This is a genomic window from Geodermatophilus sp. SYSU D00697, from assembly GCF_054050175.1.
Map to the genome: position 1 here is coordinate 63,535 of NZ_JBJGYV010000001.1, position 23,912 is coordinate 87,446.

Consider the following 23,912-nt stretch of genomic DNA (forward strand, 5'->3'; position numbering starts at 1 on the left):
CGTCCGGCCGGTCGCGGACCCGTCCGGACGGGCGCCGTCCTGCCAGACTGCGCAGGACCCCGGGAGGGCGCGCGTGGACACGAGACCGGCACCGGTGCCGACCGCGGGAGGCGAGGCCCCCGCACCCGGGACGACGGCGGCGCGTCGCCGTCCCGCCGCGCTGGGCCCCGCCCGGACGGCCGCCCGCTGGGGAGTGCGGCACGGGCTGCCCGCGGCCTACCTGTCCCGCGCGGCCCGTCGCGGTGACCTCGTCGGCCGCCTGCTGCGCGACCCCGCCCTGCGCGCCGAGCCCTACGACCTCTACGAGCAGCTCAGGGCCCGCGGGCCGCTCGTGACCAGCGCCCTCGGCCCGGTCACCACCTCGCACGCCGTGGCCTCGGAGGTGCTGCGGTCCGACCGCTTCGGCGTCGGCTTCGACTGGTCGGGTGCGCCCCGGGCGCTGCGCTGGGCGCTGCGGTTCGGGGACGAGCCGGCCGCCACCGGCGTCGCCGAGCCACCCTCCATGCTGGTCACCGACCCGCCCGACCACACCCGGTACCGACGGCTGGTCAGCCGCGCCTTCACCCCGCGGGCGACCGCGGCGGCCGAGCCGATGGTGCAGCAGACCGCCGAGGCGCTCCTCGACGCGGTGGAGCCGGCCGCCGGCGGGACGGTGGACCTCGTCGCCGCCTACGCCGCGCCGCTGCCGGTCCTGGTCATCGCCGACCTGCTGGGTGTGCCCGCCGACCGCCAGGAGGAGTTCCTGCACTGGAGGGCCGCCGCGGCGGCGACCCTCGACCCCGGGCTGCCGCTGCGCCGGTTCGTGGCGGCCGACCGTGCGATGCGGGCGCTGCACGCCTTCCTCGGCGAGCACTTCGCCCACCTGCGCCGCGACCCCGGGGAGGACCTGGTCAGCCGGCTGGTCACCGCCCCCGAGGAGGAGCGGCTCTCCGACCGGGAGCTGCACGCGACCGTGATGCTGCTGCTCGGCGCCGGCTTCGAGACGACGGTGAACCTGCTCGGCAACGCGGTGGTGCTGCTCGACGCCCACCCCGACCAGCGGGCCGCGCTGCTGGCCGACCCCGCGGGCTGGCCCGGCGCCGTCGAGGAGGTCCTCCGCCACGACAGCCCGGTGCAGATCACCGGCCGGTCGGTCCGGTCCGACGCGGTGCTGGCCGGCGTCCCGCTGCCCGCCGGCTCCCGGGTGACGCTGCTGCTCGGCGCGGCCAACCGCGACCCCGCCGTCTTCCCCGAGCCCGCCCGCTTCGACGTCGGCCGCCGCAACGCCCGCGACCACCTGGCCTTCTCCGCCGGCATCCACTACTGCCTCGGGGCCGGCCTGGCCCGGATGGAGGCGGCCGTGGCCCTGCGCGCCCTGTTCGAGCGCTTCCCCGGTCTGCGGGTGTCCGGGCGACCGGTCCGGCGGGACCTGCAGACGCTGCGCGGCTTCGAGCACCTGCCGGTGGCGCTGCGCTGACCCAGGCGCGGCCGGCTCAGGCGGGGCTGCCTCATGCGGGGCTGGGCTCGCGCGGCCGCTCCTCGACCCGCAGGACGGCGTCGCGCGCCGCGCCCCACCCGGCCCAGGTCATCGGCACGAGCAGGACCAGCAGCAGCGCCATCGGCCAGGCCCAGCCGCCGGTGCGGTCGTGCAGCCAGCCCAGCACCAGTGGGCCGGCCGCGGCCATCAGGTACCCGAGGCACTGGGCGACCCCGCCCAGCCGCGCGGCGGTCAGCGGCGTGGGGCTGCGCAGCACGATGAGGGTCAGCGCGAGCGCGAAGCCGCTGCCCTGCGCCAGTCCGAAGGCGCAGACCCACACGAGCGTGCCCGTCCCCGGAGCGACCAGCAGGCCGCCCACCCCCACCAGGTAGGCGGCGACGACGGCCAGGACCAGCGGGCGCTGGGTGCGCATCCGCCCCGCCTGGGCCGGGGCGAGCAGCGCCCCGGCCGCGCCCACCAGGTTGCACGTCCCCAGGAGGAGGCCGCCCCGGGACACCGGCACCCCGGCGTCGGCCAGCAGGGTCGGCAGCCAGGCGGCCACCGAGTAGAACTGCACGCTCTGCAGGCCCAGGTAGACGGTCACGCGGCGGGCCAGCGACTGGCGGAGCAGCACCCAGGACCCGCCGCCGGGCACGTCGCCCCGGGTCGCGCGGTGCCGCCGGCCGGTCCCGGCGGCCGGCAGCCACAGGACCAGCGCCGCCAGCGCCAGGAGCAACCACGCGGCCAGCGCCGTCCGCCAGTCCCACTCGAACGCGACCGCCAGCGGCACGGTGGCGGCCGCGCCGACGGCCGCCCCCAGGTTCAGGGACGCCGAGTACAGGCCCATGACCAGGCCGGGCCGGGCCGCCTCGCGCTTCACGTAGGCGGGCATCAGCACGTTGGCCAGCGCGATCGCCGCACCGGCGAGCAGGCTCCCGGCGTAGAGCAGGGCCACCGGGGACAGCAGCCGCAGCGCGATGCCGGCGGCGAGCAGCACCAGGGACGCCGCCACCGCGAGCTCCAGCCCGATCCGCCGCGCGAGACGGGGTGCGACGGGCGCGAAGGCGCCGAAGCAGAGCACGGGCAGAGTGGTCAGCAACCCGGCCATGGCCGAGGACAGCCCGGTGTCCGCCCGGAGGTCGCCGAGCACCGGCGCCACGGAGACGACGGCGGGGCGCTGGTTGAGCGCGACCGCCACGACGGCGGCCACGAACAGCAGCGCGGCTCCGCGGGAGCGCGTCCTCCCCCCGGCGTCCATCCTGGTCAGCACACCACACCGGAGGGTGACCCACGGACCCGGCACGGCCATTCCGCAGGGCGGGAGGGGGTTGGCGGGACGGCCTCCGGGCGGCGATAGTGACCGCGGTCTCTCGCCCGACGGAAAGTGAGCGCATGAGCATCCTCGGTACCCGCGTGGTCCGCACGGAGGACCCGCTGTTCCTCACGCGTGGTGCGACCTACACCGACGACCTGGTCGACGACCGGCTCACCGGTGCGCTGCACGCCACCTTCGTCCGTTCCCAGGTCGCGCACGGGCGGATCCTGTCCGTCGACGCCTCCGCCGCCCGCGAGGCGCCCGGGGTCGCCGCCGTCTACACCGCCGAGGACTGTGCGGACCTCGCGCCGCTCCCGGCGGGCCTGCCGATGGTCCCGCCGGCCATGCAGCGGCCGTGGCTGGCGACCGACAAGGTCCGGTTCGTCGGCGACATCGTCGCCGTCGTCCTCACCGAGGACCGCTACCAGGGCGAGGACGCCGCGGAGCTGGTCAGCGTCGACATCGACCCGCTGCCCGCCGTGGTCACCACCGCCGACGCGGCCAAGGGCGAGGTGCTGCTGTTCGAGGAGGCCGGGACGAACGTCGCGGCCGAGTTCGGTGGCCCACCGCCGGCGGACTTCTTCTCCGGCTGCGAGGTCGTCGTCACGCAGGCCTTCAAGAACCAGCGGGTGGCGCCCGTGCCGCTGGAGACCCGCGCCGCCGCCGCGGCCTGGGGCGAGGACGGCCGGGTGACGATCTGGTGCACCAACCAGGGCGCCCAGCAGGCCAAGGGCGAGATCGCCGGCTGGCTGGGCCTGGACCCGGCACGGGTCCACCTGGTCACTCCGGACGTCGGCGGCGGCTTCGGCGCGAAGATCGGCGCCGACCCGGAGTACGCCTTCGTGGCCTGGCTGGCGCAGCGGGCCGGCCGCCCGGTCCGCTGGACGGAGAACCGCTCGGAGAACCTGCTCGGCATGCTGCACGGCCGGGGGCAGGACCAGCAGGTCACCATCGGCGGGCGCCGCGACGGCACCATCGAGGCCTACGCGATCCACGTCGACCAGGAGGCCGGTGCCTACCCGCGGGTCGGGATCATCCTGCCGACCCTGACCATGCTGATGGCGTCGGCCACCTACGCGTTCCCCAAGGTGCACGCCTCGGCGCGGGCGCTGGTCAACAACGCCACCTCCATCGGCGCCTACCGCGGGGCCGGGCGGCCCGAGGCCACCGCAGCCGTCGAGCGGGCCGTCGACATGTTCGCCGCCGAGATCGGGATGGACCCGGCCGAGGTGCGCCGGAAGAACCTCGTCCCGTCGTTCTCCGAGCCGCACACCACGCCGTCGGGGGCGACCTACGACTCGGGCGAGTACGTCGCGGCGCTGGAGAAGGCGCTGGAGGCCGCCGGCTACGAGGAGCTGCGCGCCGAGCAGGCCCGCCGCCGCGAGCGCGGCGACGTCCGGCAGCTGGGCATCGGGCTGTCGACATACGTCGAGATCACCGGCGCCGACACCGGGCTGGGTGCGGCGGAGTCCGCCGAGCTCGAGGTGCACCCGGACGGGACGGCGACCGTGCTGACCGGCACCTCGCCGCACGGCCAGGGCCATGCCACCGCCTGGGCGATGCTCGCCAGCGACCAGCTGGGGATCCCGGTCGAGAAGATCACCGTCCTGCACGGTGACACCGACCGGATCCCGCGCGGCGGCGGCACGATGGGCTCGCGCAGCCTCCAGCAGGGCGGTGCGGCGGTGCACCAGGCGGCCACCGAGCTCGTCGAGCTGGCCAAGCAGCGGGCCGCCGAGCAGCTGGAGGCCGACCCGGCCGACCTCGAGGTGGACCTGTCGTCCGCCGGCCTGGCGGTGCGCGGCACCCCGGGCGCGGGTGTCACCTTCGCGCAGCTCGCCGAGCACGAGCCGCTGGTCGTGCAGACCCGGTTCGAGGCGGCGGCGCCGACCTTCCCGTTCGGCGCGCACGTCGCCGTCGTCGAGGTCGACACCGAGTCGGGCAAGGCCGAGCTGCAGCGGCTGGTCGCCGTCGACGACGCCGGCATCATCGTCAACCCACTGCTGGCCGAGGGACAGCGGCACGGCGGCTTCGCCCAGGGGGTGGCGCAGGCGCTCCTGGAGGAGGTCCTCTACGACGCCGACGGCAACCCGCAGACCGCCACGCTGGCCGACTACCCGTTCGTCTCGGCGACCGAGCTGCCCAGCTTCGAGCTGGTCGACATGGCCACGCCCACGCCCATCAACCCGCTGGGCGCCAAGGGCATCGGCGAGGCCGGGACGATCGGTTCCACGCCCGCCGTCCACAACGCCGTCATCGACGCCGTCGCACACCTCGGCGTCCGGCACATCGACATGCCCACCACGCCCATGAAGGTGTGGCGGGCCATCCAGCAGGCCCAGCAGGGAGGCAGCAACGCATGAAGGTCTCGATGACCGTCAACGGTCAGCAGCGCACCGACGAGGTGGAACCCCGCCTGCTGCTGGCGCACTACCTGCGTGAGGTCTGCGGACTGAAGGCGACCAACATCGGCTGCGACACCACCTCGTGCGGCGCGTGCACCGTCATCGTGGACGGGCTCTCGGTGAAGTCGTGCACCGTGCTGGCGGCCCAGACCGACGGCGCGCAGGTCACCACGCTGGAGGGCCTGGCCGGGCCGGACGGCGAGCTGCACCCGATGCAGAAGGCGTTCCGCGAGGAGCACGGGCTGCAGTGCGGGTTCTGCACCCCGGGCATGGTGATGGCGGCGATCGGCGTCCTGGCCGACAACCCCGACCCCAGCGACCGGGAGGTCCGGGAGGGGCTGGAGGGCAACCTCTGCCGCTGCACCGGCTACCACAACATCGTCCGGGCGGTGCAGGCCGCGGCGAAGGCCGGCCCCGCCGCCGGCCAGGTGCCGCAGTCGCAGGAGGTCGCCCGATGACCGAGCGTGCGAGGGCATCCGAGGACACCGCATCCCGGGTCGTGCACCCGACGAGCGCCAGCGAGGAGTGGGCATGATCCCTGGGCCCTTCGAGTACGTGCGGGCGGCGTCGGTCGAGGAGGCGATCGCGGCGCTGGTCGAGCACGGGGACGACGCCAAGGTCATGGCCGGTGGGCACTCGCTGCTGCCGATCATGAAGCTCCGGCTGGCCATGCCCGCGGTCGTCATCGACATCAGCCGGATCCCGGGGATGTCCTACGTGCGGGTCGAAGGCGACGAGGTGGCCATCGGCGCGGGCACCCGGCACCACGAGCTGGAGAAGGACGAGGTCGCCCGGGCCGAGGTGCCGATCCTGCCCTACGTGGCCAGCCAGGTCGGTGACCCGCAGGTGCGCCACCGCGGCACGATCGGCGGCACGGTGGCGCACAGCGACCCGGCGTCCGACCTGCCCACGGCGTTGCTCGCGCTGGGGGGCGCGGCGGTCGTGCAGGGCCCGAACGGACGCCGGAGCATCCCGCTGACCGAGTTCTGGCAGGGCTTCTTCGAGACGGCGCTCGAGGAGGACGAGCTCATCGTCGAGATCCGCGTGCCGCGCACCGGGTCGGCCGGCTGGGCGTACGAGAAGTTCACCCGCCGGGCCAACGACTGGCCGATCGTCGCCGCCGCCGCGGTCGACGGCCGGGTGGCGCTGGCCAACATGGCCGGGACGGTCGTGCGGGCCTCCGCGACGGAGGAGGCGCTGGCGCGCGGTGCCTCCATCGAGGAGGCCGCGGCGCTCGCCGACGAGGGCACCTCGCCGGGCGCCGACATGCACGCCGACCAGGAGTACCGCCGCCACCTGGCCCGGGTGCTCACCCGCCGGGCGCTGGAGAAGGCTGCCGGGGCACCCGCAGCCGCCGCCTGAGCAGCGCACGACGACGCCCCCGGGAGCCTGCGCGCTCCCGGGGGCGTCGTCGTGCGGTCAGGAGACCCGGATGAGGCTCTGGGTGTCCCTCGTGCTCCGGGGGTCCTGCAGCGCGCCTGGGGCACGAGGATCACCCCCCGGAGCGCGGCGGGACCGTTCCTCGTCCCGGCCCGCCGAGCCGCGTGGGGCCTGCGTCAGCCGGCGGGGGTGAGCATCCCCGCGCCGACGGTGGCGTTCGTGGCCTCGTCGACGAGGATGAACCGGCCGGTCACCCGGTTGCGGGTGTAGTCGTCGACGAACAGCGGCTGGGTCGTCCGCAGCCGGACCCGCCCGATGTCGTTGAGGCCCAGCTCGGTCGCGTCGGTCTGGCGGTGCAGCGTGTTGACGTCCAGCCGGTAGGCGAGGTCCTTCACCATCGCGCGCACCGTGCGCGTCGTGTGCTTGACCGCGATGCGCTGCCGGGCGCGCAGCGGCTCGTCGGCCATCCAGCAGACCAGGGCGTCGAGGTCCTGGGTGGCGGTCGGGCTGTTCTCCGTCCGGCAGACGAGGTCGCCGCGGGAGACGTCGAGGTCGTCGGTCAGCCGCACGGTGACCGCCATCGGGGGGAAGGCCTCCTCGACCGGCCCGCGGGGGCCGTCGATGCCGGCGATCGTCGTGGTCAGGCCGCTGGGCAGCACCTGGACCTCGTCGCCGGGGCGCAGCACGCCGCTGGCGACCGTGCCGGCGTAGCCCCGGTAGTCGTGGTGGGCGTCGGACTGCGGCCGGATGACGTACTGGACCGGGAACCGGGCGTCGGTGAGGTTGCGGTCGCTGGCGACGTGCACGTGCTCGAGGTGGTGGATCAGCGTCGGCCCCTCGTACCACGGGGTGTTGGGGGAGTGCTTCACCACGTTGTCGCCGTGCAGCGCGGAGATCGGGATGACCGTGAGGTCCGGGACGGCGAGCTTCGCGGCGAAGGCGCTGAACTCGTCCCGGATCGACTCGTAGGCGTCCTCGGACCAGTCGACGAGGTCCATCTTGTTGACCGCGACCACCAGGTGCGGCACCCGCAGCAGCGAGGCGAGGAACGCGTGCCGGCGGCTCTGCTCGACCATCCCCTTGCGCGCGTCGACCAGCACGATCGCGAGGTCCGCGGTCGAGGCGCCGGTGACCATGTTCCGGGTGTACTGCACGTGCCCGGGGGTGTCGGCGAGGATGAACGTCCGCCGCGGGGTGGCGAAGTAGCGGTAGGCGACGTCGATGGTGATGCCCTGCTCGCGTTCGGCCCGCAGGCCGTCGGTGAGCAGCGCGAGGTCGACGTAGTCGCCCTTGCTGGCGCGGGCGACGGCCTCGTACTGGTCCTCGAAGATCGCCTTGCTGTCGAACAGCAGCCGGCCGATCAGCGTGCTCTTGCCGTCGTCCACCGAGCCGGCGGTGGCGATGCGCAGGATGTCCTTGCGCGCCGTCGCCAGCTCGACCGCGTGCTCCGCGACGGCCGAGTGGACGTCGACGGGCTGGTCGGTGGTCGCCTCTTCGACGGGAGCCATCAGAAGTAGCCCTCCTTCTTCCGGTCCTCCATGGCGGCGTCGCTGACCTTGTCGTCGCCGCGGGTCGCGCCCCGCTCGGTCATCCGGGTCACCGCGATCTCGGCGATGACCTCCTCGACCGTCGTCGCCTCCGACCGCACGGCGGCGGTCAGGTTGGCGTCGCCGACCGTGCGGTAGCGGACCATCGCCCGGAACGGCTGCTCGCCGTCCCTGGGGCGGATGAACTCGTTGACCGCGTAGAGCATCCCCTGCCGCTCCACGACCTCCCGCTCCTGGGCGAGGTACAGCGGCGGGATGGCGACCTGCTCGCGGGCGATGTACTGCCAGATGTCCAGCTCGGTCCAGTTCGACAGCGGGAACACCCGGATGGACTCACCGAGGTGGATCCGGCCGTTGTAGAGGTCCCACAGCTCGGGGCGCTGGTTCTTCGGGTCCCACTGGCCGAACTCGTCGCGGAAGGAGAACACCCGCTCCTTGGCCCGCGCCTTGTCCTCGTCGCGGCGGGCGCCGCCGAACAGCGCGGTGAAGCCGTGCTCCTCGACCGCGTCGAGCAGCACCGGCGTCTGGATGCGGTTGCGGGAGCCGTTGGGCTCCTCCTTGACCAGGCCCTTGGCCATCGCGTCGGGCACCGAGGCGACGATCAGCGAGACGCCGAGCTCGGCGACCCGCTTGTCGCGGAACTCCAGGACGTCGGGGAAGTTCAGGCCGGTGTCGACGTGCATCACCGGGAACGGGATGCGGGCCGGCGCGAACGCCTTGCGCGCCAGCTCCAGCATCACGATCGAGTCCTTGCCGCCGGAGAACAGCAGCACGGGCCGTTCGAGCTCGGCGGCCACCTCACGGATCACGTGGATGGACTCGGCCTCCAGCGTCTCCAGTTGAGAGAGCCGGTAGTCGGGTGTCGTCACGCGTCGGTGCTCCGATGGATCGGGGGCAGGGCTCGAACCAGCACCAACCGCACCGGTCCGGGGGAGATTCCCGCCCCCAGTGTCCGCCATGGGCTCACCGCGGCGGCTGTGACCCCGCTCGCACCGCCGCCAGGAGCCGGTCGGCGAGCTCCGGACGGCACACCAGCAGGTCGGGGAGGTACGGGTCGGGCTCGTTGTAGCGCAGCGGCGAGCCGTCCAGCCGGACGGCGGTCAGCCCCGCGGCGCGGGCGACGGCGACCGGCGCGGCCGAATCCCACTGGTACATCCCCCCGGCGTGCACGTAGGCGTCCACCTCGCCCCGGACGACCGCGGTCACCTTGTACCCGGCCGAGCCCATCGGCACGACCTCGGCGTCGAGGGCGGCCGCGGCGACGTCGGCCTCCCGGGGTGGCCGGGTGCGGCTGACCGCGATGCGGGGCCGCCCGCCCGAGCCGCGCGGGACCCGGGGTGCGGGGTCGGTGACCAGGACCTCGTCCAGCCCGGGCAGGGCCACGGCGGCTGCAACCAGGTCCCCGCCCGGCCCACGCTCCCCGTCGGCCCACAGGGCGACGTGCACCGCCCAGTCCGGCCGGCCCTCGCCGTATTCCCGGGTCCCGTCGAGCGGGTCGACGATCCACACCCGGTCGGCCGAGAGTCGCTGCGGGTCGTCGACGGCCTCCTCGCTGAAGACGACGTCGTCGGGACGGCGGGCGGCGAGCAGCCCGGTGATCGCGGTCTGGGCCGCGGCGTCCCCCGCGTCACCGAGCTCACCGCCCGACAGCCGCCCCTCCCCGCGCAGCTGCACCAGGACCTCGGCCGCGGCGCGGGCGGCCGCCGCCGCCACCTCGACGTCGCTCACGACCGGTCCGCCAGGGCGGTGGCGTCCGTGGGCCGTCCCGGCGGGGCGTGCCGGCCGGAGGCGTCGGTGATGGCGCCGAAGTAGTCCGCGTGCAGCTCCTCGCGGGGCATGACGAACACCCCGGAGGCCTCGACGAGCACCCGGTCGGGCGCCTCGGCCGTCGCGATGGTGCCGCTCACGACGCACTTGCGGCCGGCCGCCTCGACGACGCGGGCGCGCAGCACCAGGGGCGTCGACAGCGGCACCGGCCGCCGGTAGTCGACCTCCAGCCGCACGGTCATGCCCCACAGGCCCGCCGCGATGGCCGCGGAACCGAGCAGCTGGTCCATGAGCATGCTGCTCATCCCGCCGTGCACGTAGCCGGGCGGCCCCTCGTAGGCCATGCCCAGCGTCGCCTCGGCGACGACGCCGTCGTCGGTGCGGCGGATGGTCAGCGGCGGCGCCACCGCGCTGCCCACGCCGCTGACCGGGTTGTAGACCCGCCGGAAGACCAGCGGGTCGTCGAGCGCCGGCAGCTGCGTCGGCGGGCGCTGCGCGGCTGCCAGCCGGGCGGTGGTGGCCCGGGCCTCCTCGGCCGCGGCGAGGAGCTCGGCCGCGGGCAGCGTGGTGCGCACCGAGGCGTCCACCAGCTCGCGCAGCGCGGTGCCGAGCTCGGTCACCGCGGCCATCAGGTCGGCATCGTAGGGCGGGCCGCCCGCGTCGGAGTCCACGGGCGGACGGTAACGAGCCGGTGCGGCCGCTCAGGCCCCGGCCCCGCGGGGCAGCGGTCCCGCGGCGCCGTCCTCGACCGGCGCGGTCCCCGGGCCGCCGGGTCCCGAGCGCGGCAGCCGCACCGTGAAGGCGGCGCCGCGGCCGGGGGCGGTGTCCAGGTGGACGGTCCCGCCGTGGGCGGCCACGAGCGCGGAGACGATCGCCAGCCCGAGGCCGGTGCCCCCCGCGGTCCGGGCACGGGCCGGGTCGGCGCGGTAGAAGCGCTCGAACACCCGCGCGGCGTCCTCGGGGGCCATGCCCGGGCCCTCGTCGGCCACCCGGAGGACGACGACGCCGCCGTCCTCGCCGTCCGCGGTCGTCGCGGGCTCGTCGGAGAGGCTGACGGTGACCGGGGCGGTCGGCGGGGTGTGCACCAGGGCGTTGGTGACCAGGTTCCCGACCACCTGGCGCAGCCGCGCCTCGTCGCCGAGCACCACCGGCAGCTCGCTGAGCCCGCTGTCCAGGTCCAGGGTGATCGGCCGTTCGGGCTGGACGGCGCGGGCGTCGTGCACCGCGTCCCCGGCCACCTCGGCGAGGTCGACGGGGGCGATCGACAGCGGGCGCTGCTGGTCGAGCCGGGCGAGCTGCAGCAGGTCCTCCACCAGGACGCCCATCCGGGCGCCCTCGGACTCGATCCGCTGCATCAGCCGCGCGGTCTCCTCGGGCGTGCCGACCGCTCCCTGCCGGTACAGCTCGGCGAACCCGCGGATGGAGGTCAGCGGGGTGCGCAGCTCGTGGCTGGCGTCCGCGACGAAGCGGCGCATCCGGTGCTCCGAGGCGCGGGCCTGCTCCTCGGAGGCCTGCTGGGCGCGGAAGGCGCGCTCGATCCGGCTCAGCATGCCGTTGAGCGCGGTGGTGAGCCGGCCGACCTCGGTCCGCTCGTCACCCTCGGGGACCCGCTGCGACAGGTCGCCGGCGGCGATCGCCCGCGCGGTGCGCTCCACCTCGGTGAGCGGACGCAGGCTGTTGCGGACCAGCACGTAGCCGGCCGTGCCCAGCAGGAACAGGACGATGAGCCCGACCACGACCTGGATGCGGACCAGCCGGCCGAGCACGCGCTCGTCACCGGCGAGGTCGGTGCCGACCAGCGCGGTCCACCCCTCGGGCAGGTCGACGGCGGCGATCCGCCAGGAGGTGTGGTCGTCCTCGGCGGGCACGGTGAAGATCCGGTCCCGCCCGGGGGGCCCGTCGTCGTCCACGCGCTCGGCGAGGACGTCGAGGTCGGGCGACCTCCCCGGGTCGTTGACCGGGCCGAGCACGAGGACGAGGTCGTCCTCCCCCGGGGGCAGGCAGCCCAGGTAGTCGGGGGAGGGGTAGCCCGGACCCCCCTCGCTGCACTGGCCGAGCACCCGCCACGGGTTCCGGGCGACGTTCTCGGCGCTCAGGCGCAGCTGGTCGTCCTGCTGCCCGGTGAGGTAGCCGCGCAGCAGCGACGTCGCGGCCAGGCCGGTGGCCGCCAGGGCCACCGTGACCAGGACGACGAGGAGGGCGACGAGGGTGATCCGCAGCGGGATGCGGGGACCACCCCGCGCGCGGGGTGGTGCCGGGTCGCTGCCGAGGTGCGGCCCGCTCACGAACCGCGGGGGAGCCGCAGCGTGTAGCCCACGCCCCGGATGGTGTGCAGCAGCCGCGGCTCGGTCGTGTCGACCTTGCGCCGCAGGTAGGAGATGTAGGACTCCACCACGTTGGCCTCGCCGTTGAAGTCGTAGTTCCAGACGTGGTCCAGGATCTGCGCCTTCGACAGCACCCGCCCGGCGTTGGCCATGAGGTAGCGCAGCAGCTTGAACTCCGTGGGGGACAGGCTGACCACCTGGCCGGCCTTGATCACCTCGTGGGACTCCTCGTCGAGCTCGATGTCGGCGAAGGACAGCCGCGGGGCCTGCGCGGCGCGCTGCTGGCCGGTGCTGCGGCGCAGCACCGCCCGGATGCGGGCGAGGACCTCGTCGAGGCTGAACGGCTTGGTCACGTAGTCGTCGCCGCCCAGGGTGAGGCCGGAGACCTTGTCCTCGTTGGCGTCGCGGGCGGTGAGGAACAGGACCGGGGTGTGCCGGCCGCTCTCCCGCAGCCGGCGGACGACGCCGAAGCCGTCCAGTCCGGGCATCATGACGTCGAGCACGAGCAGGTCGGGGCGGAACGACGCCGCCATCGCGAGCGCCTGCTGGCCGTCGGCGGCGGTGGCCACCTCGAACCCGGCGTAGCGGAGGCTGGCGGAGAGCAGCTCGCGGATGTTGGGCTCGTCGTCCACCACCAGGAGGCGCGCCTCCGGTGCCGAGCTCCTGCCGGTGCTGGTCACAGCACCTCCCGTCGAACGTGCAGCCGTCGTCATGGTCCCCAGGGTGGGAGCGGCGGCTTGGTCTCTCCTGGGCGGTACCTGTGAGGAGTCTGGACGACGGTCACCCGGTGGGTGACATGGCGCGTCCCCGCCGCCAGTACCCGATGGCGTGGTGCTGGGCCCGCCCGAGCCCCCAGCGGCCGCGCAGGTCGGCCCGGACGGTGCGGACGACGCCGGACTCGGCCGCCACCCACGCGAAGACGTCGTCCCCCGCCGGCCGGTCGATCGCGGCGACGGCGTCGGCGAGCACGGTGCTCTCCCCGGGCGGCGTGCCGCCGCGGTGCAGCCAGCGCACCTCCACGCCGTGCGGAACGGGCAGCGGCTGCTCCTCCGCGGCGTCGGCGACCTCCACCAGCGCGACCCCGCGGGTGGACGGCGGCGCCTCGGCCAGGATCCGGGTGATGGCGGGCAGGGCCGTCTCGTCGCCGGCGAGCAGCAGCCACCCGGCCGGTCGCTCGCCCAGCGGCCCCCCGCCGGCCACGGCGATCGTCGTACCGGGGCCGGCGGCCGCCGCCCATGCTGCCGCCGGCCCGTCGCCGTGCAGCACGAAGTCGATCTCCACCTCGCCGCGGTCGGGGTCCTGCCGTCGGGCGGTGTAGCTGCGCAGGCTCACCCCGTGCGAGCCGGCGGGCCAGACGATCCGTCCGTCGCGGGCGACGGCCGGCCAGCGCGGCGCGGGGTCACCCACCCGCGGCACCAGCAGCGAGATGGTCGGCCCGGCTGCGGTCACGGCGGCCGGCGTGCCCGACAGCAGCACCCGGCGCACCGAGGGGGTGACCTCGGCGACGGACACGACCGTGAGGACGTCGACCGGTCGGGTCGGGTCGGGCGCGGTCGGCGCCGGGCTGCTGGAGGCCGGGTTGCTCAGGGACATGGCACACCCAGCCTAGAACGGGCCGACCCGGCCGACCCCGGGGGAATGGGGTCGACCGGGCCGGCGATCGAGGACGGGCCCACGTCACCGTGGGTAGTCGGTCCACCCCGCCCTAGCAGGGGCGATGGGTCGGCGTCTCCGTCGACGACAACGCTACGTGATCGCCCGTCGTCCGCCACTGCCCGCACGGGTGATGCCGCGTTCCGAACGGGTGATGTGTGCCCCGGGTGCCTCGGGGGCAGGGGCAGGGGGACAGCGTCGAGCGCCGGGAGCGACTGATGGCAGACGAGTTCAGCAAGGGCGACCACGTCACCTGGAACAGCCACGGCAGCCAGGCCGAAGGCACCGTCCAGCGCAAGATCACTGAGGAGACGGAGGCGTCCGGCCGGAAGGTCAAGGCCAGCGAGGACGAGCCGCAGTACGAGGTCAAGAGCGACAAGAGTGGCAAGACGGCGGTGCACAAGCCCGGCGCTCTGCACGAGAAGTGACGGAACTACCAGGAGGAGAGCGACCGTGAGTGAGACCGGGGACCAGTTCGCCGGAGTGTCGGCGCGCAGCACCAAGCACAACCCGCGGCTCGACGAGGAGCTCGAGCACGAGACCCAGGGGATGCTCAAGGCCGAGCGCGCGACCCGCGCCGAGGAGTGGCGCGAGGTCGAACCCGTCGCGGAGGGCGACCCCGACCTGACCGCCGACCCGCAGGGCACGCTGGTCGGTGGCGTCCCGGTCGGCATGACCGAGGACGCCGTCGTCGCCCGCGCCGAGCTGGCCCGGTGGCTGGACCGCGCCGACTTCCCGAGCGACGGCCCGGCCCTGGTGGAGGCGGCCCTCGACCACCGAGCTCCCGACGCCGTCGTCGACGAGCTCCGGCGGCTGCCCGACGGCGAGACCTACGAGCGGATCGGCGACGTGGTCCGCGCCCTCGGGTACCCGACCGAGACCTGATCGGCCCGGCGGTCAGGAGTCGGGGCGCCCCGGCTCCTGACCGTCCGCGGTGACCCGGCTCTCGAGGGCCTCGCGCTCCTCGTCCTCGGCGATCTCCTCGGCGCCGCGCCGGCGGAACAGCCGGGAGCCGGGGAAGCCCTTCACCACGTGACGCAGGTCCTGCATGGTGTCGAGCAGGTCGTGGACGTCGGTGCCGACGTTCCCCAGGGACGCCACGATCGGCAGGACGTCCTCGTCGAGGTGCTGCATCAGCTGCGGCAGCCGGTCGATGAAGGTGACCACCGCCTGGACCTCGTCCGGGTCGATGCTGGTCGCCAGCCGCCGCACCGCCGGAGCGAGCGCGAGCAGCGGCTCCTCGAAGGTGTCGACCAGCGGGTCGACCCGGCCGAGCAGCCCCTCCGCGCGGGAGACGGCGCCGTCCGCCCGCGCCAGGGTCGCGCCCGTCGCGTCGATGGCGGCGTCGGCCCGTTGCTGGGTGCTCTCCACCGCGGTGATCGCGGCGTCCGCCTTCTGCTGGGTGCTCTCCACCGCGGCGATGGCGGCGTCGGCCTTGTGCTGGGTGCTCTCCACCGCGGCGATGGCGGCGTCGGCCTTGTGCTGGGTCTCGCCGACCGCGGCGATGGCGGCGTCGGCCTTGTGCTGGGTCTCGCCGACCGCGGCGATGGCGGCGTCGGCCTTGTGCTGGGTGCTCTCCACCGCGGCGATGGCGGCGTCGGCCTTGTGCTGGGTCTCGCCGACCGCGGCGATGGCGGCGTCGGCTCTCTGCTGGGTCTCGCCGACCGCGGCGATCGCGGCGTCGGCTCTCTGCTGGGTCCCGCCCACGGCGGTGATCGCGGCGTCCGCCTTCTGCTGCGTCTGCGACGCGGCGCTGACGAGCTCGTCGGCGCCGCGCTGCGTCTGCCCCACGGCCCCGATGAGCCCGTCCGCGCTGCGCTGCGTCTGCCCGACGGCGCTGATGAGGGCGTCGGCCCGGCCGCGGGTGGCGTCCACGGCGCTGATGAGGGCGTCCGCCCGGCCGCGCGTGGCGTCCACGGCGCTGATGAGGGCATCCGCCCGCCCGCGGGTGGCCTCCACGGCGGTGACCTCGCCGTCGACCCGGTCGAGGAGCCCGTCGATCCGGTCCACGGCCGAGGTCACCCGGTCCAGGAGCGTCTCGACCCGGCCGACGACGGTCCCGAGCCTCGGGACCAGCGCCAGCGCCTCGGACACGCCGTCGCGGAGGCCCTCCACCGCTGAGATCACGTCGGTCGGTCCGGGCACGAACGGCAACTTCACCCGGGGGACGCTACGGCCGCGACGAGGGTCCCGCGCGGCGATGTCCGCGCGTCGGCGGGGTCGGCGGCGATCCGCCCGTATCGTGGACAGTCGCCGCGACCGCGCGCGGGCAGTGCCGCCTGCGCCCGTGCGGAGGGACGGCACGGGCCAGGGCGACACCTCGACGATGGGAAGTCGGCACACGTGGGGGACAAGCGGACGCGCGACGACGCGGGTGACGGTCGGACGCCCGGGCGCTTCCTCGGACGGCGACGTCCGGCCCAGCAACCTCCCGCCGACCCGTCCCGCCCGGCGCGCGAGCCGATCACCGTCGAGCAGCTGATCGCCCGGCAGGGCGGTGAGGTGGGCCGCCGGCGTGCCGCGCGCACCGGCGAGATCCCGCTGCCCCTCGACCCGGGTGAGCCGGCGCCGCCGCACCGGCGCGGCCTCCCGCCCGTGCCGGCCGACGAGTCGCGTCCCCCGCGCGAGGCCGTCCGTCCCGCGCGTGAGGAACCGGCTGCCCGGCCGGCCCGCGACGCCGACCCGAGCCCGACGCCCCCGCGTGGGTTCCCGCCGGTGCCCGGCGCCGACCGGACCTCACCGGCGGGGGCCGACCGCACCGGCCGGCCGGTCGGAGAGCCGCCCGCGGAGCCCCGCCGGGAGGCCGCGCAGCTCCCGCCGGCCGCACCCCCGCCCGTCGCGCCGGCGGGCACTGGCCTGCCGCCCGTGCCGGCCGGCCTGCCACCCGTGCCGCCGTCGCCGGTGCGTGCCTCGACACCGCTGTTCCCCCCGCTGGGCGACCTGCCGCCGGGGTACCGCCCGTCCCGGCCGATCGCCCCGCTCCCGCCCATCCCCGGCCGGGACGTGCCGCTGGCGGGGGCGACCCGGCTGTCCCCACCGAGCCCGCGGGCCCGGCGGGCGGCCCGTCGCGCGGCCCGCAGCCCCGGCCGGCGCCGGCTGATCCGGGCGGCGATCGGCCTGCTGGTGGTCGCGGGCGTCGTCGTCGGCTACCACCTGGGCCTGTACTTCTACGTGGACCAGAGCATCCAGCGCGTCGCGGCGCTGGCCCCCGAGGGGCCCGAGGTGCTCGCCCCCCGGCTGCAGGAGGGCGCGGCCACCTACCTGGTCGCCGGCACCGGCCTGCCCGGCGCGGAGGGCCCGGCCGCCGTCGCCACCCTGCTGGTGCACGTGACCGCCGACGAGCAGCGCGCGGTCCTGGTCAGCGTCCCGCCCACCGCCCTCGTGGACACCCCCGCCTGCGTCGCCGCGGACGGCGAGCTCCGCGAGCCGACCAGCGAGGCGTTCGCGGGCTCCCTGCTCGACGGGGGGCCGGCCTGCATGGTCCGCGCCGTCCAGCAGATCACCGGGCTGCGGGTCGACCACTACCTCGGCGTCGACCTCACCCGCCTGCCCGGCATGGTCGACGCGCTCGGCGGGATCGGCCTGTGCCTGCCCACGGTGTCCGACGCCGTGACCGCCTCGGCCAGCCCGCTCGAGCCCGGCAGCAGCGAGCTCTCCGGCGAGCAGGCCTCCGGCTTCCTCACCCCGGGCGACGCCGGTTCCGACGTCACCGGGGCCGCGGTGGCCGAGCGGGCCCAGCTGCTGCTCACCTCCACCCTGCGGACGGCGATGTCCTGGGGCACCCTCGGCGACCCCGTCACCCTCACCCGGTTCCTCACCCGGGCCTCCGACGCCCTGACCGTCGACGAGGGGACCACGCTCGGCGACCTCCGCGCGCTGGCCGGCACGCTGGGCGACCTCTCCGGCGACGCGGTGCAGCGCGCCGGCCTGCCGGTCGCCCAGGTCGGCCACGTGCCGGCCGGGAGCGAGCAGGCCTACGTGGTGCTCGATGCCGCGGTCACCCGCTCGCTGTTCGACGAGGTCATCGACGAGGGACGGCTGCCGGAGGAGTTCGCCGCTCAGCAGGCGGCCGAGGACGCCGAGGCCCCCGCCCCCTCCGCCGAGGCCGCCCCCACGCCTGCGCCCTCCGCCGAGGCCGAGCAGCCGGCCGCTCCGCCGGCGCCGCAGCCGCTCACCGTGGCCCCCGGCGGGATCACCGTCGACGTGCTGAACGGCACCGGCACCAGCGGGCTGGCCGCCACGGCCGCCGACCAGCTCCGCGGCCAGGGCTTCGGGGTCGGGCAGGTCGGCAACGAGCCGGGCACCGTCAACGAGACCCTCGTGCGGTACGGCCCAGGCGCGGAGGAGCGGGCGCGCACCGTCGCCGCCGCCGTCCCCGGGTCCGTGCTGCAGGCCAGCGACACGATCGGCGACCGGGTGCAGCTGGTCCTCGGGCCCGACTTCTCGACCGTCGTCCCCGTCGAGGTCCCGGCCCCGCCCCAGCAGGCGGTCGCGCCGGCGGAGCCGACCGGCGACACGCTCGCCGCCCCCGCCACCGAGCCCGCCGCGAGCGAGACCCCGGTCTCCTGCTGAGGGGAGGCGGGGGACGGCACCTGGTCGCGCCGAGCGTGTCCGGGGCCTCGCGCGCTGGACCCCGGGGGCCCTGCTCCCCGCGTAGGTGACACCGCGGCCTGAGGCGGTCCCAGCGGCGCGGGGACACGACTGCGCTGGAACGCGAGAGGGGGCCACCGCGTCGAACGCGGCGACCCCCTGTCCGTCGTCCTGCCGGACGACACAGCGACCAGGTGCCGTTCCCCTGCTGCGCCGAGACCGTCCGCGGGGCCCTCCGGGCCCCACTCCTCGCCGCAGATCAGCCGAAGCGGCCGGAGATGTAGTCCTCGGTGGCCTTCTCGTCCGGGTTGCTGAAGATCTTCTCGGTCGGGTTGAACTCGATGAGCCGGCCGGGCTGGCCGACACCGTTGAGGTTGAAGAACCCGGTGTAGGAGCTCACCCGCGCGGCCTGCTGCATGTTGTGCGTGACGATGACGATGGTGAAGCGCTCCTTGAGCTCCGTCATCAGGTCCTCGATCGCCAGCGTGGAGATCGGGTCCAGGGCCGAGCAGGGCTCGTCCATCAGCAGGATCTCGGGCTCGACGGCGATCGCGCGGGCGATGCACAGCCGCTGCTGCTGGCCGCCGGACAGGCCCGACCCGGGACGGTCGAGGCGGTCCTTCACCTCGTTCCACAGGTTGGCGCCCCGCAGCGACCGCTCCACGAGGTCGTCGGTCTCGGACTTCTTCATCCGCTTGTTGTTCAGCCGGTTGCCGGCCACGACGTTCTCGTAGATCGACATGGTCGGGAACGGGTTGGGCCGCTGGAAGACCATGCCGATCTGCCGGCGCACGTTCACCGGGTCGACGTCGGCGCCGTAGAGGTCCTGGCCGTCCATGACGACCTTGCCCTCGACACGGGCGCCCGGGATCACCTCGTGCATCCGGTTGAGCGACCGCAGGAAGGTGGACTTGCCGCACCCCGACGGACCGATCAGCGCGGTGATGTTCCGCGGTTCGATGGAGACGTTGACGTTCTCCACGGCCAGGAAGTTGCCGTAGTAGATGTTCAGGTCCGAGACCTCGATGCGCTTGGCCACGTACGTGTCCTCCTGACGGGCTCCGGTCAGCGACCGGTCTTGGGGGCGAAGAAGCGGGTGATCAGGCGGGCGACGACGTTGAGCGCCATCACCAGGACGATGAGGACCAGAGCGGCCGTCCAGGCGCGCTCGATGGCGAACTCCGGCGGGAAGCCCGGCTGGGTCAGCTGGTAGAAGGCGTACACCGGCAGCGTCGCCATGCGGCCGTCGAACGGGTCGAGGTTGGTGCCGTTGATGATGCCGACGGTCACCAGCAGCGGCGCGGTCTCCCCGATGACGCGGGCCACGGCCAGGGTGATCCCGGTACCCAGGCCTGCGATCGCCGTGGGCAGGACGACCTTGACGATGGTGCGCCACTTGGGGACGCCGAGGGCGTAGCTGGCCTCGCGCAGCTCGTTCGGCACGAGCTTGAGCACCTCCTCCGACGACCGGACGACGACCGGGATCATCAGCACCGACAGCGCGACGGCGCCCATGACGCCCAGCCGGATGCCGGGGCCGAAGAAGAGCGCGAACAGGGCGAAGGCGAACAGGCCGGCGACGATCGACGGGATGCCGGTCATGACGTCGACGAAGAAGGTGATCGCCCGCTTGAGCCGGCCCGACCCGTACTCGACCAGGTAGATGGCCGTCAGCAGGCCGATCGGCACGGAGATGACGGCGGTCAGCAGGGTGATGATGACGGTGCCGAGGATCGCGTGGTACGCGCCGCCACCCTCCCCGACGACCCCGAGCAGTGAGGAGTTGAAGAACTCGCCGTCGAGGCGGGGGAGCCCGTTCTCGAGCACCGTCCAGACCAGGGACACCAGCGGGACCATGGCGATGGCGAACGCGGTGGTCACCAGGGCGGTGACCAGCCGGTCGGTGCCCTTGCGCCGTCCCTCCACCTGGCGGGAGACCAGCCAGACCAGCAGTGTGCCCAGGACGGCGCCGTAGATGACCGTGAGCGCGATGCTGAACCCGGTGAGCGCCGAGAGGACGGCACCGAGCGCGATGCCGAGGGCGTAGAGGCCCAGCGCCCCGTACCGGGGCAGCTGGCGGCTGCGGCGGACCGGCCCCTCGGGGGACGTGAGTCGCGAGGGCGCGGACTGGGTGTCGGTGCTCATCAGTTGGCTCCGGAGAAGTCGGCGCGCCGCTCGACGATCCAGCGGGCGAACATGTTGACCGCCAGGGTGATCACGAACAGCGCGAGGCCGCTGGCGATGAGCGTGTTGATCGCGATGCCCGTGGACTCGGGGAACTGCAGGGCGATGTTGGCCGCGATGGTCGACGGGTTGCTGCTGGAGATCACGTTGAACGTGATCCCGCCGGAGCCGGAGAGCACGATGGCCACGGCGAGCGTCTCGCCCAGGGCGCGCCCGAGGCCGAGCATCGCGCCGCCGATGACGCCGGACTTCCCGTAGGGGAGCACCGCCATCTTGATCATCTCCCAGCGGGTGGCGCCCAGTGCCAGGGCGGCCTCGCGGTGCAGGGCCGGGGCCTGGCTGAACACCTCGCGGGAGATCGCCGAGATGATCGGCAGGATCATGACCGCGAGGACCAGGCCGGCGGTCAGCATGGTGCGGCCGGTCGCGGACGCGGGGCCGGCGAAGAGGGGGATGAAGCCGAGGTTGTCCTCGGCCCAGGCGTAGAAGGGCACCAGGGCGGGAGCCAGCGCGGCGATGCCCCAGAAGCCGTAGACGACGCTGGGGATGGCAGCCAGCAGGTCGACGACGTAGCCCAGGCCCTGGGCCACCCGTCGGGGGGCGTAGTAGGTGATGAACAGGGCGATCGCGACGGCGAGGGGCGTGGCCACCACCAGGGCGATCACGGCGGCGATCAGCGTGCCGAAGACCAGCGGGGCGACGTAGCTGCCCAGGCCCTCGCCGCCGGGGATGTCCTCGGCGGGGGCGGTCAGCGCGGGGAGCGCCTCGCTGATCAGGAAGACGGCGACGCCGGCCAGGACCAGCAGGATGAGGATGCCGGAGCCGGTCGCGCTGGCGGCGAAGATCCGGTCACCAGGGCGGCGTACCGGCCGCGCGGTCGTGGGCTCGGACGGGGTCCTGGTCGCGGTCACCCTTGCTCCGTGGGTTGGTTCGGTCGTGTCGGGTCCGCCCGTCCCGGGCGGGGCCGTGGCCCGGGGCGTCGGAGGACGCCCCGGGCCACGGTGTGGGGCTCGGTCAGCCGGCGGTCATCGCGTCGACCGCGGACTGGGCCTGGTTGCGCAGGGCGGCCGAGATCGGGGCGCTGCCCGCGGCCTCGGCGGCGGCCTGCTGGCCCTCCTCGCTGATGACGTAACCCATGAAGGCGGAGACGGCGTCGGCCTTGGCCTGGTCGTCGTACTGGATGCAGCCGATGTGGTAGCTGACCAGCACGATCGGGTACTCGCCGGAGCCCTCGGTCTGCCGGTTCACCTCGATGGCGAAGTCGTACTGGCCGCGGCCCTCCAGGGCGGGGGAGTTCTCGACGACCGCCGCGGCGGCCTCCGGGGTCGGGGCGACGAACTCGCTGCCCACACCCACGTTGGCGATGCCCAGCTCGCCGGCCTGGCTGGCGTCGGCGTAGCCGATGGCGCCCGCGCCGGCCTGGACGGCGGCCACGACGCCCGAGGTGCCGTTCGCGGCCTCCCCACCGGGCAGCGGCCACTCGCCGTCGGGCTCGGAGGTCCACACGTCCCCGGCCGTCTGGAACAGGTAGTCGGTGAAGTTGTCCGTCGTGCCCGAGTCGTCGGCGCGGTGCACCGGGGTGATCGCCTGGTCCGGCAGCGTGACGCCGGGGTTGTCGGCGGCGATCGCCGGGTCGTTCCAGTTCGTGATCGCCCCGGAGAAGATCCCGGCGATCGTGGCGGGCTTCAGGTTCAGCTGGTCGACGCCCTCGAGGTTGTAGATGACCGCGATCGGCGAGATGTAGTTGGGCAGCTCGAAGACCTCGCCACCGCCGCAGCGCTCCTGCGCCTGCGGGAGCTCCTCGTCGTCCAGGGCGGCGTCGGAGCCCGCGAAGTCGGTGCCGCCGGCGATGAACTGCTCGCGGCCACCGCCGGAGCCGACGGGGTCGTAGCTGAAGTTGACGCCCGGCTGCTGCCCGTTGAACCCGGCCTGCCAGGCCTGCATCGCGGCCTGCTGGCTGCTCGCGCCGGCCCCGACGAGGTCGCCGCTGAGCTCCTCCGAGCTGCCGCCGCCGCTGGTGCTGCCGCCCCCGCCGGCGTTCTGCTCGTTGGCGGCGCCACACGCGGTGAGCGCGAGGCTGCCGGCCAGCGCCGCGGAGAGGGCGACGGCGCGCGACGTGGTGCTGAGCTTCAACTCAGTGCCTTTCGACTGGTGTGCCCGGACCTCGATGCCGGGCAGCAAGGAACCAACGAGCGCCGAAGGTAGGCAGCCGAGGTGGCCGCATCCGGGTGCCTCGGTGAACGAGCGGTGAACGGCTGCGGAGCGTTTCCCCACCGGGTGAGAACCAGGTCACGTCGAGCAGGTGAACGGGCGCGCGCCCCCGTTGCGGACGGAGATCGTCCGGTACTAGGCGGCCCGCCGCCAGGAGACGTCGACGGCGTGCCGGGTGAAGCCGCTGCGCTCGTAGAGCGTCACCGCGGCGGTGTTGTCCTCCTCGACGTAGAGGAGCACCTGCCGGAGACCGCGGGCGCGCAGGTGCGCCAGGCCGGTGTCGGTGAGCGCCCGGCCCAGGCCGGTGCCCTGGGCGTCGGGGTCGATGCCGAGCACGTAGACCTCGCCCACCGCCTCCGGCCCCTCGTCGCCGGGCGGGTGCACCTTGGTCCAGTGCGAGCCCAGGAGGGTGCCGCCCTCGTCGGGCTCCCCCCGCCAGGCCAGGAAGAACCCGGCCGGGTCGAACCACGGCTCGGCCTCGCGCAGCCGCAGGTCGGCCTCGGTCCAGCTGCCCTGCTCGGGGTGGGTGGCGAAGGCGCGGGCGTTGACCCGCAGCCAGGCCTGCTCGTCCCGGCCGGGCCGGAACGGTCGCACCGTCACGCCCTCGGGGAGCCGCGGCCGCGGATCGGGGTCGACGCCGGCCAGGTCGCGGCGCATCTGCAGCAGCACCCGCGCCCGCGTGTAGCCGCGGCCCGCGGCCAGCTCGGCCGACCCCGGCAGGTCGCCGTGCGCCCACACCCGCAGGGGGCGGTCGCCGGCGAGCTGCTCGAGCCGGGTCAGCAGGGCGGCGCCGACGCCCTGCCGGCGGGCGGCCGGGGAGACGACCAGCTCGGCCTCCGCGTCGCCGGTCCCGTCGCCGCCCTCGAACCGGGCGTACCCGGTGAGGGTGCCGTCGGGCGCCTCGGCCAGCACGTCGCGCCCGCCGTCCGGACCGCCGTGCTGCAACCGCAGCTCGGCCTCCTCCGAGAGGGGGCGGACGCCGTCGCCGGCCGTCGCGGCGCGCAGCAGCGCGAGCACCGCGGCGACGTCAGCCGGGTCGAGGCGCGCGACGTCCCGGACGGTGGAGGAGGAGGACAGGGC

The 23,912-nt window shown here is 74.9% G+C and carries 21 protein-coding genes; 7 read left to right on the plus strand and 14 right to left on the minus strand.

Annotated elements, in window-relative coordinates; all coding sequences use genetic code 11:
• Window positions 1-73: 73 nt before the first annotated feature.
• Window positions 74-1,456, plus strand: a complete 1,383-nt coding sequence (locus ACI79C_RS00310; protein ID WP_456943617.1) for a cytochrome P450 — start codon at window positions 74-76, stop codon at window positions 1,454-1,456.
• A 31-nt stretch (window positions 1,457-1,487) separates the two neighbouring features.
• Here the strand turns inward: ACI79C_RS00310 and ACI79C_RS00315 are convergent, their stop codons facing one another.
• On the minus strand, window positions 1,488-2,726 hold the full coding sequence (locus ACI79C_RS00315; RefSeq protein ID WP_456943618.1) for an MFS transporter: 1,239 nt from the start codon (window positions 2,724-2,726) through the stop codon (window positions 1,488-1,490).
• 122 nt (window positions 2,727-2,848) lie between these two features.
• Between ACI79C_RS00315 and ACI79C_RS00320 the strand changes: the two genes are divergently transcribed.
• The 3 genes from ACI79C_RS00320 (at window position 2,849) to ACI79C_RS00330 (ending at window position 6,538) form a co-directional block, all read left to right on the plus strand.
• Window positions 2,849-5,134 carry a xanthine dehydrogenase family protein molybdopterin-binding subunit gene (locus ACI79C_RS00320; RefSeq protein WP_456943619.1) on the plus strand — a complete coding sequence of 762 codons (2,286 nt, stop codon included), beginning with the start codon at window positions 2,849-2,851 and terminating at the stop codon, window positions 5,132-5,134.
• On the plus strand, window positions 5,131-5,634 hold the full coding sequence (locus ACI79C_RS00325; protein WP_456943620.1) for a (2Fe-2S)-binding protein: 504 nt from the start codon (window positions 5,131-5,133) through the stop codon (window positions 5,632-5,634). The genes ACI79C_RS00320 and ACI79C_RS00325 overlap by 4 nt, the downstream gene beginning before the upstream one ends.
• A gap of 73 nt (window positions 5,635-5,707) precedes the next feature.
• The gene (locus tag ACI79C_RS00330) at window positions 5,708-6,538 is read left to right on the plus strand and encodes an FAD binding domain-containing protein (protein WP_456943621.1); all 831 of its coding nucleotides are present in this window, start codon (window positions 5,708-5,710) and stop codon (window positions 6,536-6,538) included.
• Between the two features lie 194 nt (window positions 6,539-6,732).
• Here the strand turns inward: ACI79C_RS00330 and ACI79C_RS00335 are convergent, their stop codons facing one another.
• The 7 genes from ACI79C_RS00335 to ACI79C_RS00365 all read right to left on the minus strand — a co-directional run bounded on the left by ACI79C_RS00335 (window position 6,733) and on the right by ACI79C_RS00365 (window position 13,787).
• Complete coding sequence (locus ACI79C_RS00335; RefSeq protein ID WP_456943622.1) at window positions 6,733-8,064, minus strand: sulfate adenylyltransferase subunit 1; 1,332 nt, start codon at window positions 8,062-8,064, stop codon at window positions 6,733-6,735.
• A complete protein-coding gene (gene cysD, locus ACI79C_RS00340) occupies window positions 8,064-8,972 on the minus strand; it encodes a sulfate adenylyltransferase subunit CysD (RefSeq protein WP_456943623.1) in 909 nt (302 codons plus the stop codon). Before cysD ends, ACI79C_RS00335 begins: the two co-directional genes overlap by 1 nt.
• Window positions 8,973-9,066: 94 nt before the next feature.
• Window positions 9,067-9,831, minus strand: a complete 765-nt coding sequence (locus ACI79C_RS00345) for a 3'(2'),5'-bisphosphate nucleotidase CysQ (RefSeq protein WP_456943624.1) — start codon at window positions 9,829-9,831, stop codon at window positions 9,067-9,069.
• On the minus strand, window positions 9,828-10,541 hold the full coding sequence (locus ACI79C_RS00350) for a PaaI family thioesterase (protein WP_456943625.1): 714 nt from the start codon (window positions 10,539-10,541) through the stop codon (window positions 9,828-9,830). Before ACI79C_RS00350 ends, ACI79C_RS00345 begins: the two co-directional genes overlap by 4 nt.
• 30 nt (window positions 10,542-10,571) lie before the next feature.
• Complete coding sequence (locus ACI79C_RS00355) at window positions 10,572-12,155, minus strand: sensor histidine kinase (RefSeq protein ID WP_456943626.1); 1,584 nt, start codon at window positions 12,153-12,155, stop codon at window positions 10,572-10,574.
• Window positions 12,152-12,874, minus strand: coding sequence for a response regulator transcription factor (locus ACI79C_RS00360; protein WP_456943627.1), 723 nt, complete (start codon window positions 12,872-12,874; stop codon window positions 12,152-12,154). Before ACI79C_RS00360 ends, ACI79C_RS00355 begins: the two co-directional genes overlap by 4 nt.
• A gap of 100 nt (window positions 12,875-12,974) precedes the next feature.
• Window positions 12,975-13,787 carry a siderophore-interacting protein gene (locus ACI79C_RS00365; RefSeq protein WP_456943628.1) on the minus strand — a complete coding sequence of 271 codons (813 nt, stop codon included), beginning with the start codon at window positions 13,785-13,787 and terminating at the stop codon, window positions 12,975-12,977.
• Between the two features lie 278 nt (window positions 13,788-14,065).
• Between ACI79C_RS00365 and ACI79C_RS00370 the strand changes: the two genes are divergently transcribed.
• Together ACI79C_RS00370 and ACI79C_RS00375 are read left to right on the plus strand one after the other, a co-directional pair.
• The gene (locus tag ACI79C_RS00370) at window positions 14,066-14,275 is read left to right on the plus strand and encodes a DUF2945 domain-containing protein (RefSeq protein ID WP_456943629.1); all 210 of its coding nucleotides are present in this window, start codon (window positions 14,066-14,068) and stop codon (window positions 14,273-14,275) included.
• 25 nt (window positions 14,276-14,300) lie between these two features.
• Complete coding sequence (locus ACI79C_RS00375; protein ID WP_456943630.1) at window positions 14,301-14,732, plus strand: DUF2795 domain-containing protein; 432 nt, start codon at window positions 14,301-14,303, stop codon at window positions 14,730-14,732.
• A gap of 12 nt (window positions 14,733-14,744) precedes the next feature.
• Here the strand turns inward: ACI79C_RS00375 and ACI79C_RS00380 are convergent, their stop codons facing one another.
• The gene (locus ACI79C_RS00380) at window positions 14,745-16,007 is read right to left on the minus strand and encodes a hypothetical protein (protein ID WP_456943631.1); all 1,263 of its coding nucleotides are present in this window, start codon (window positions 16,005-16,007) and stop codon (window positions 14,745-14,747) included.
• Between the two features lie 183 nt (window positions 16,008-16,190).
• Here ACI79C_RS00380 and ACI79C_RS00385 point away from each other — a divergent pair, with 183 nt between their 5' ends.
• Window positions 16,191-18,419 (plus strand): LytR C-terminal domain-containing protein, encoded by a 2,229-nt coding sequence (locus ACI79C_RS00385; protein WP_456943632.1) that lies wholly within the window; start codon window positions 16,191-16,193, stop codon window positions 18,417-18,419.
• 277 nt (window positions 18,420-18,696) lie between these two features.
• Here the strand turns inward: ACI79C_RS00385 and pstB are convergent, their stop codons facing one another.
• The 5 genes from pstB to mshD all read right to left on the minus strand — a co-directional run bounded on the left by pstB (window position 18,697) and on the right by mshD (window position 23,909).
• Complete coding sequence (pstB, locus tag ACI79C_RS00390) at window positions 18,697-19,476, minus strand: phosphate ABC transporter ATP-binding protein PstB (RefSeq protein WP_456943633.1); 780 nt, start codon at window positions 19,474-19,476, stop codon at window positions 18,697-18,699.
• A 26-nt stretch (window positions 19,477-19,502) separates the two neighbouring features.
• Window positions 19,503-20,582: a phosphate ABC transporter permease PstA gene (gene pstA, locus ACI79C_RS00395; protein WP_456943634.1), complete on the minus strand. Its 1,080-nt coding sequence runs from the start codon at window positions 20,580-20,582 to the stop codon at window positions 19,503-19,505.
• A complete protein-coding gene (gene pstC, locus ACI79C_RS00400) occupies window positions 20,582-21,532 on the minus strand; it encodes a phosphate ABC transporter permease subunit PstC (RefSeq protein ID WP_456943635.1) in 951 nt (316 codons plus the stop codon). Before pstC ends, pstA begins: the two co-directional genes overlap by 1 nt.
• Window positions 21,533-21,635: 103 nt before the next feature.
• Window positions 21,636-22,754 carry a phosphate ABC transporter substrate-binding protein PstS gene (pstS, locus tag ACI79C_RS00405; RefSeq protein ID WP_456943636.1) on the minus strand — a complete coding sequence of 373 codons (1,119 nt, stop codon included), beginning with the start codon at window positions 22,752-22,754 and terminating at the stop codon, window positions 21,636-21,638.
• A gap of 213 nt (window positions 22,755-22,967) precedes the next feature.
• Window positions 22,968-23,909, minus strand: a complete 942-nt coding sequence (gene mshD / locus ACI79C_RS00410) for a mycothiol synthase (RefSeq protein WP_456943917.1) — start codon at window positions 23,907-23,909, stop codon at window positions 22,968-22,970.
• Between the last annotated feature and the right edge of the window lie 3 nt (window positions 23,910-23,912).